Below are 8,502 nucleotides of genomic sequence, written 5' to 3' on the forward strand. Positions count from 1 at the left end.
AGCCCCGCTCAATGAGTGGGGCTTTCTTATTAGTAGTCAACTAAAGCGTAGCTTAATCGCTCCAAGCGTCACGGTTGACTTCGTTTTTAAGCTTAATAAATTTATCAGGGTCAAACTTGATCTGCTCTGGCGTCTTACCTTCTTTCACTTGACGCTCATAATCTCTTAAGATACGCAGCGCCACAGGAGACAATAGCACGATAGCGATTAAGTTGGTCAATGCCATAAGCCCCATTGATAAATCCGCGAAGTTCCAGATAGCAGGAAGACTGGCAATCGCGCCAATAAAGACCATAGCAAGAACCATAAAGCGGAAGACCATGATGGCTACCTTGGCGCTCTTTTCACCGGAGATAAACTCCAAGTTAGACTCACCATAGCTATAGTTAGCGATAATAGAAGTAAATGAGAAAAAGAAGATAGCGATAGCAACAAAGATAGCACCCCAATCACCGACATACTGCGACAGTGCTAGCTGGGTAAGCTGAATGCCTTCTTGCTCAACATCTGGATTGACCACGCCTGAGAGGATAATGATTGAGGCAGTGGCGGTACAGATGATTAGCGTATCTATAGATACCCCTAGCATCTGCATAAAGCCTTGAACGGCTGGGTGATCAGGATGACTCTTAGCGGTAGCCGCAGCATTAGGCGCCGAGCCCATACCCGCCTCATTAGAGAACAAACCACGCTTAATACCATTAATCATCGCTTGCGCAATCCCATAACCCAACACCCCGCCAGCAGCTTGCTCATAACCAAATGCCGACTTCACAATCAAGGCGATGGCGGCAGGGAACTGCGTAATATTGGTCACGATAATAAATAGCGCTAGCACGATATACATTATCGCCATAATCGGAACGACCTTACCAGCGACTCGCGCAACTGAACGTAGACCACCAAAGACTACTGGCGCTACCAAAGCCACCAACACTGCGCCCGTCATCCAAGTCGGTATGCCAAATGCCTCATGGGTTGCTTGGGCGATAGTATTGGACTGAACGCCATTGAAAGCTAAACCAAAAGCGATCAACAAACACACAGAGAAAAAAATCGCCATCCAGCGCTGACCAAGGCCGCGTTGGATATAGTAAGCAGGACCACCACGGTAGACGTTATCATTGTGCGGTACTTTATAAGCCTGCGCCAATGTCGATTCAACAAAGCTGGTTGACATTCCTACCAGCGCCGTAATCCACATCCAAAATACCGCGCCAGGCCCACCAATATAGATAGCAATAGCCACACCAGCAAGGTTACCAGTACCAACCCTTGCTGCAAGCGAAGTCATCAATGCCTCAAACGAGCTAATACCGCCATCTTTTCGCCCCTGACCTGAGGTGCGAAGCAGCCCCCACATGTGAGTGAAATGCCGAATTTGAATAAATCTTGAGGCAATAGTGAAATAAATCCCTGCACCGATAAGTACGAATACCAACAGCCCATACCATGGGTTATTCATAATTAACCAGTTATCATTACCCCAGATCAGACCGACACCGGTACTGACCAACTCATTAAACCACTCAACCATAACTCTGTCCTTTTAGCTTAACTCTTATATATCAGCAACAAAACCCAACCTAAGTCTTCGACTAAGGTAGTATTTATAATGCTACTTAAATTTGACAGGGTTTTATAACGTGTTATGAGCTTGTAAACAAGGGATTTATTGATTCCAATTTTTATACAGACAGTGGCCTTGAATAGGTGGTAAAATTAACTAAATTTTTTATAAAATTAATCTAAATACTATTATAAATACTATTAACAGTCCTCCTTGATAACTAATGCATAGTACGAGTCTAAATAAAATGCAGTCATCGTAATATGACGCACAACTGGCATCAATTTTTCTGGCTTGCTGCGATATGTTGGAGGCTGCAAAAAATTCATCCCAGTACCGCTGTAGCGTTTTTATAATCAACTTACTATATCGTGTTTTGCTAGAGGGGGTGACGACAATCATAACGCTAGCGCTCTCGCTAGAGATAAGCTCTAATAAAAATCACAAAATAAAAACCCCAGCGCTAGCACACTGGGGCTGGAGCTTGACATTCAAAATTATAAATTTGAATGCTCATAGACACTCAAGTATTCAAAATTAAGCAGTTTTATCATGTTATTACGTCAGCACGTCATTACCTCGTCACACTGTCACTTCATAAAGAGCAGCTGTAACAACTTATTTATCAGACTTTAGTTTGTATCATGCTTCATAGTCTTCTACGCTGTATCTGTAAAAGCCAAACTCTACCCTCAAGTAGTGTCAGGTCATATTGCGACTTTCTCAATAGCTACTGTCGTTTTCTAAACTACAACTCTACAACGGTGGTACATTATGAAGTGCCAAACTCACTCACCTTAATAACGAAATTAAATAGACTAACACCTTAGTATTTCGTTGAAAAATGCATGTTTTATCATTAAAGTGATACACTATGATAACACTAATGAGGTTTAGAACTTGTTTTAGCCTATTAAAGTAAATAAGCGGTGATCTTACAAATGAAGGTAATATGGACTTTATGTTTCATTTGATTAAAGCGACTATTAACTACAGTTAATTTAATATTTGGCTTAGATACTTAATTGGTTTTGACCAATAAATTAAAAAAATTGTTAATCAATAAATTAATGATTAACTAAGCTCTTTCAAGGAAGATAGAGTGTCAAATAGACCAAGGAGTGGTTACGTTCGTCCTTTCTATTTCTCCCCCTCTACACAATTTGTGACTTAGCGATGCGCGATTGTCTGCCCATATCGTTAGGAGTGGCTTTATAAGATCAAAGCCACTTATCACTTTGAGTCCTCCTATGAATGAGTCCAACTTCGACCTTAATGGTCGTCGCTAGTGGCTCTAAAGCTATCAAAGTTCAGAGTCCTCTAAATAGTACTGTCATCAGTCGTTATTAGCATTGATTTAGTACTGTGTTTAATAGGTGTCGCTATTTAACTTGTGGTTGAAGCGAGTTATTTGTGTTGACTGCCTCTAGGTATTAATTGATTTTTCACTGACAAAAGGAGTTGTCTTATGGATCATAACCTTGACCCATCCGGCTATTGGAAAGCCAATGTGCGTCTTATTCTCGGCTGCCTTGCCGTCTGGGCGTTCGTCTCTTATGGATGCGCAATATTACTGCGTCCGCTATTATCTGGCATTGCCGTAGGTGGTACCGATCTAGGCTTTTGGTTCGCTCAACAAGGATCAATTGCATTTTTTATCGCAATTATTTTTTTCTACGCTTGGCGCATGAACAAGCTAGATAAAAAATATGGTCTAGATGAGGAGTAACCTATGAGCCAGTTTATGATTAATATCATCTTTGTAGGGTTATCTTTTGCTCTGTACTTTGGTATTGCGATTTGGGCCCGAGCAGGCTCTACAAGTGATTTTTATGTCGCGGGGGGCGGCGTCCATCCTGTACTAAATGGTATGGCTACCGGCGCAGATTGGATGAGTGCTGCATCGTTCATCTCAATGGCAGGTCTGTTAGCAGCTGGGGGTTATGCCTCCTCGACTTATCTTATGGGCTGGACAGGGGGCTATGTGCTACTGGCCATGTTGCTAGCGCCATATCTGCGCAAGTTTGGAAAGTTTACCGTACCTGATTTTATTGGTGATCGCTTTTATTCAAAGACCGCAGCACTGGTGGCAGTGGCCTGTTTAATTATTGCTTCCACCACATATGTCATCGGACAGATGACCGGCGCTGGTGTGGCATTCTCTAGGTTCTTAGAGGTAGACAATACTACAGGGCTAATTATTGCTGCATTTGTAGTCTTTTTTTACGCTGTGCTCGGTGGTATGAAAGGGATCACTTATACTCAGGTAGCCCAGTATGTGGTACTTATTATTGCCTACACCATTCCTGCTGTCTTTATCTCATTACAGTTGACTGATAACCCTATTCCAGCCTTTGGTATGTTCTCTACTCACACTGAGTCCGGTCTGCCGCTATTAACTAAGTTAGACCAAGTGGTCACTGATTTAGGCTTCGAAGCTTACACGGCTGATGTGCCAAACAAGCTCAATATGGTACTGTTCACCCTGTCACTTATGATCGGTACCGCGGGTCTGCCTCACGTTATCATTCGCTTTTTCACTGTCCCTAAGGTAGCTGATGCCCGTTGGTCTGCTGGTTGGGCATTGGTATTTATCGCTCTGCTTTATTTCACCGCACCTGCCGTTGGCTCTATGGCACGACTAAATCTTATTGATACTATCTACCCACAAGGGGTTAATGAGCCTGCTCTACCTTATGATCAGCGTCCCGACTGGATGCGAACCTGGGAAGATACCGGTCTAATACAGTACAACGACCTCAATAATGATGGTCGAATCCAGATGTATAATGATAGTGGGCTTGGCGCGGCTGAGCTAGCACTTACCAATACTCAAACGGAAGGCGGAGATGTGGGTGCAGCGACGACTGCAGTTGCTACTGCAAGAGCGAGTCACGATGCACAGATGGGCGGTAAGTTTGCTGATGCAGGCTGGGCAGGTAGCGAGCTTGATGTCAATAACGATATCCTAGTCCTTGCCAATCCAGAAATTGCCAATCTACCACCATGGGTTATCGGTTTGATTGCAGCGGGTGGCTTAGCGGCGGCCCTATCTACTGCCGCAGGCCTACTGCTCGCTATCTCTTCTGCGATTAGTCATGACTTAATAAAAAAGCACTTTAATCCGAATATTAGTGATAAAGGGGAGCTGCGCGCAGCCCGAATCTCAATGGGGGTAGCGATCGCAGTGGCGACTTGGTTAGGACTCAACCCACCAGGCTTTGCGGCTCAAACTGTAGCACTTGCTTTTGGTATCGCGGGAGCCTCCTTGTTCCCTGCCCTGATGATGGGTATCTTCTCCAAACGTATCAATAACCATGGTGCAGTAGCTGGAATGCTGACGGGACTAATCACTACTTTGGTTTATATCTTTATGTACAAAGGCTGGTTCTTTGTCGCAGGTACCGCTAACCTACCTGATACCGCTGAGTATTGGATATTAGGTATCTCACCATTGTCATTTGGTGCTATCGGCGCGCTACTCAACTTTATCGTCGCATTTGTGGTATCAATGATGACCAAAGCACCACCGATTGAGATTCAACAATTGGTCGAAAGCGTCCGTTATCCTCGCGGCGCTGGCGGTGCAGTCGATCATTAACCGATGGCCACTATTGAGCACATGATTTGATTATTCTACATCACTCATAAGTTAACTTCGCTTATGAGTGATTTTTATTTGAGTTGAGGAAACTACCAATGATTTATGAATTTATCGCCACACTGGCGGCAGCTTTTGGCATGGCAGGCATGGCACTAATCGTGACCCATCTAGCCAAGCTCGCTGGCTTTCGCGCACCCAAGTGGCTTATTCCCCTATTTGCTGCCGTGGGTATATTTGCCTTTCAGATTCATCAAGAGTATTACTGGTACAATCAGGAGGTCAACAAACTACCAGAGGGGGTTGAGGTTATCAAAAAGATTGAAGACACAGCGTGGTATCGACCTTGGTCCTATCTCAAACCACAAACAGTACGTTTTATGGCAGTGGATATCGGTCAAGCAAAATGGTACAAAGAAAATCCAGAGATCAAGCTGGTGAACCTTTATTTATTTTCTCGGCGGATGAGTGTCAAGCGAATTGCGCAATTGATAGATTGTACCGAGCACGCTCGAGCCGACTATTCTTCTGCGCAAGCGACTAATGCCATTTTTGATTTAACAGCGGCGCAGTGGCGTAAAGTGGCGGCTGACGACCCCTTACTGCTGACTGTTTGCCAATAATTTATCAAGTATTAGATGAGTAGGTAGCAAAGGCCCAAAATCTTTAACAATAATAAGCTTTTAACAAACGCCCTAAACTAAGGGGTACGCCAAACACATAGCCTCAGTCCTATTAGCGATAGCTAACTTTGGGATAATCATGCTTTGAATTAGCACCTAGCAGTAGTCCTGCACATAGACCGCCAAAGTGACCAGCAAATGAAATACCATCTTGCGGAATCAGCCCTTGCTTAATGGTCAGCCAATAGCCTGTACCCATAATAATACACGCTAGCAGGTAGCCCCAACGCTTGGCGAATACAGCACCGCCGATCATAAATCCAAGCATGGCAAAAGCCAGTCCTGACGCGCCAATATGTATCGAAAATGGTGACCCTAGTCCCCATGTCATAAATCCTGAGGCGACTATCAGTATCAATATAGTGCGATAAGCGCGGCGCTCAAACAGTCCAAATAAAAATAAGACCTGAATCAATACCAATGAGTTACCCAGCAAATGAGCAAAGCTGCCATGCATCGTCCAAGATGCAACTATGCCTATCAGACTACCCAAATCTAAGCTACGTGGGACAATACCGAATCGATTCCACAGCCCGAACAGTAGCGTGGTATTTAAAAAATACATGAGCCACATTGGCACTAGTACCCACAAATACAGCCCAACAACTTGCTTGATTCGATGAGCAATTAAGCTGGTAATGTTTTGCCAAGTCATTTGATTCATAGGGTTTAATCTCGGTACTAAATGATAAAAACAGTGGTAGAAAAGGCGGTGTTAAATTAAACAGCTATTATCACTATCATTTTAAGCGACAACAGTGAGAATGGGAGAAGTTTTCATAGTCTCTAAAATGACTGCTGTGCGCCGCCCTATAATCTTAACAACTCTACAATCTTGGCAACCTTCTAAAAGTTACTCGCTTTGATTGCATGGTTGTTCAGGCGCTACGGGAGTCAATGGCTCTGATAACTCATTTAAAATTTTTTTAGTTTGGCTTGAGTGATGACCATTCAGCAAGGATTTTGAATGATAAGGCACCAACGCTGACGGTACCGCATGCCGCGCTGCATCAATGTGCTTGATAGAATCATCAAAAAAGATATGCGGAGCAAAAGTCGTCAATACCGCTGTCTTCTCTAAGCCACCCAAAAAAAATGCCAAATCCACGTTAACGCCCCATTCGCGTAGTGTTTTTATCGCCCGCAGGTCTGCTGGTGCATTTCGGGCAGTGACTAAAGCAATGCAGATAGGATTCTGAGTTAACATCGTTGGCAAGCGCTTTTGTAGTTTGGACAGCTTAATTAGTAAATCAGCATAAGGGCCTTTTTCGATAGGCAAGTCACTCATTCTAGCTTCTCTATCATGAAACGCTTTAAGGCCCTGCTGCTTATAAAGTAGCTCTCCTGAATCATCAAATAATACCGCATCCCCATCAAAGGCTATGCGTAGCTGATCGGTATCTAGCTCATAGGTATTCACTGGCGTAGCATCAAGGATGGCGCAAGCACAGATACCCGCATCCGTTACCTGTTGAGCATCTTCTCGATTGGTGGTTAAGAACAGATCGACATTGAAATCTGCAATATAGTCTGATACCGCGCAGCCTGAGATAAACGCCGAGCGCGTAATGTTCAACCCTTCATGGCGAATGGCATTGAGTACTTGAATCCCCGTATCAGGGCTACTTTTGGAGACAATCACCACCTCTACAAGGGGCGTAGTGCTTTGATATTCATCTGGCGACTGTTGATTCCAGTGATTTAGATTGAGCAAAGCTTTTATTAAAGGATAGCCAGCTCCTGTCGCTAGTGGCTGACTTTCGCGCAGCTTCATATACTCGCGGAATTTATCTAAAGCAGTATGTGGATCTTGCTCGCTAAGCGTCTGTAGATATTGTTCTGACTCGCTCAAGTCAAATAAAGCCGTCGCAGATATCGCGACGATAAGGGTGTTAGAAAGATCAACTGCCATATTTAGATGCCACTTATTATAAAAAGTTATGATTTAAAAGTACTATAAAAACACGAATGTATAATCGCAATTTAAATCAATACAGTATGAGCAAGCGCTCATAAAAGACAAAATGTAGATAGCCCCATCATACCATTGCCTACTTTGCAAAAAAAACCACATTATTATGGCAATAATGTGGTCATAAAAGGTCGCTATAAGCTAAAAAAGTCAATCATTCAAAAGTATCTTATTTTATAGTCGAACGACATCATCAGGATAGACAATAAAACGATGATGGGGCTAACAGCCAAAGCGCTAGTCCATATCACTAGTAAATAAGAGAGTCGTGAGACAGAGATCAAGTAGCCTAGTACTTCAGCACCTAACAATATAAAAAAACAGCGGATAGCGCCAATGAATTGACATATCTTAGTAATGAGAGCACCAACTTTGGCGAACAATGACACGGACCGTCTCTTTGATTAAGTCTCACAGGCTGCGCTAGTGCTTTTGCTACTTAATTACAGAACTGATAGACAAACGCTTCATTAAGAATAACTGGCTTCTAGTACTAATCCCCGCACAAAGAAAAGCCCCCTTAACAATTAAGTCAAGGGGGCTTTTAGGTATAGGGAGCTGACGATGACCTACTCTCACATGGGCGAACCACACTACCATTGGCGCTACGATGTTTCACTTCTGAGTTCGGGAAGGGATCAGGTGGTTCCATCGTGCTATTGTCGTCAGCAAAGGG

The 8,502-nt window shown here is 43.6% G+C and carries 6 protein-coding genes and 1 rRNA gene; 3 read left to right on the plus strand and 4 right to left on the minus strand.

What is annotated here, in order from left to right; all coding sequences use genetic code 11:
• Positions 1 to 52: 52 nt before the first annotated feature.
• Positions 53 to 1,537, minus strand: a complete 1,485-nt coding sequence (locus EGV92_RS04720) for an alanine/glycine:cation symporter family protein (protein ID WP_131668025.1) — start codon at positions 1,535 to 1,537, stop codon at positions 53 to 55.
• A 1,501-nt stretch (positions 1,538 to 3,038) separates the two neighbouring features.
• Here EGV92_RS04720 and EGV92_RS04725 point away from each other — a divergent pair.
• The 3 genes from EGV92_RS04725 to EGV92_RS04735 all read left to right on the plus strand — a co-directional run bounded on the left by EGV92_RS04725 (position 3,039) and on the right by EGV92_RS04735 (position 5,794).
• On the plus strand, positions 3,039 to 3,299 hold the full coding sequence (locus EGV92_RS04725; RefSeq protein ID WP_131668026.1) for a DUF4212 domain-containing protein: 261 nt from the start codon (positions 3,039 to 3,041) through the stop codon (positions 3,297 to 3,299).
• Positions 3,300 to 3,302: 3 nt separating this feature from the next.
• Positions 3,303 to 5,171, plus strand: a complete 1,869-nt coding sequence (locus EGV92_RS04730) for a sodium:solute symporter family protein (protein ID WP_131668027.1) — start codon at positions 3,303 to 3,305, stop codon at positions 5,169 to 5,171.
• A 98-nt stretch (positions 5,172 to 5,269) separates the two neighbouring features.
• Positions 5,270 to 5,794, plus strand: coding sequence for a hypothetical protein (locus EGV92_RS04735; protein ID WP_131668028.1), 525 nt, complete (start codon positions 5,270 to 5,272; stop codon positions 5,792 to 5,794).
• A gap of 112 nt (positions 5,795 to 5,906) precedes the next feature.
• On the opposite strand, the gene EGV92_RS04740 is transcribed toward EGV92_RS04735, so the two are convergent.
• The 3 genes from EGV92_RS04740 to rrf form a co-directional block, all read right to left on the minus strand.
• Positions 5,907 to 6,518 (minus strand): rhomboid family intramembrane serine protease, encoded by a 612-nt coding sequence (locus EGV92_RS04740; protein WP_242678601.1) that lies wholly within the window; start codon positions 6,516 to 6,518, stop codon positions 5,907 to 5,909.
• A 189-nt stretch (positions 6,519 to 6,707) separates the two neighbouring features.
• On the minus strand, positions 6,708 to 7,766 hold the full coding sequence (locus EGV92_RS04745) for a 5'-nucleotidase (protein ID WP_131668029.1): 1,059 nt from the start codon (positions 7,764 to 7,766) through the stop codon (positions 6,708 to 6,710).
• A gap of 616 nt (positions 7,767 to 8,382) precedes the next feature.
• Positions 8,383 to 8,496 (minus strand): 5S ribosomal RNA (gene rrf, locus EGV92_RS04750).
• Positions 8,497 to 8,502 lie beyond the last annotated feature (6 nt).

Origin of the sequence: Psychrobacter pygoscelis (genome assembly GCF_004335015.1) — a bacterium.
Lineage (GTDB): Bacteria > Pseudomonadota > Gammaproteobacteria > Pseudomonadales > Moraxellaceae > Psychrobacter > Psychrobacter pygoscelis.

Bases quoted from the DNA above. Each gene is read 5' to 3' on its own strand.
- EGV92_RS04720 (WP_131668025.1), bottom strand. From the start codon at position 1,537: ATGGTTGAGTGGTTTAATGAGTTGGTCAGTACCGGTGTCGGTCTGATC.
- EGV92_RS04725 (WP_131668026.1), top strand. From the start codon at position 3,039: ATGGATCATAACCTTGACCCATCCGGCTATTGGAAAGCCAATGTGCGT.
- EGV92_RS04730 (WP_131668027.1), top strand. From the start codon at position 3,303: ATGAGCCAGTTTATGATTAATATCATCTTTGTAGGGTTATCTTTTGCT.
- EGV92_RS04735 (WP_131668028.1), top strand. From the start codon at position 5,270: ATGATTTATGAATTTATCGCCACACTGGCGGCAGCTTTTGGCATGGCA.
- EGV92_RS04740 (WP_242678601.1), bottom strand. From the start codon at position 6,518: ATGAATCAAATGACTTGGCAAAACATTACCAGCTTAATTGCTCATCGA.
- EGV92_RS04745 (WP_131668029.1), bottom strand. From the start codon at position 7,766: ATGGCAGTTGATCTTTCTAACACCCTTATCGTCGCGATATCTGCGACG.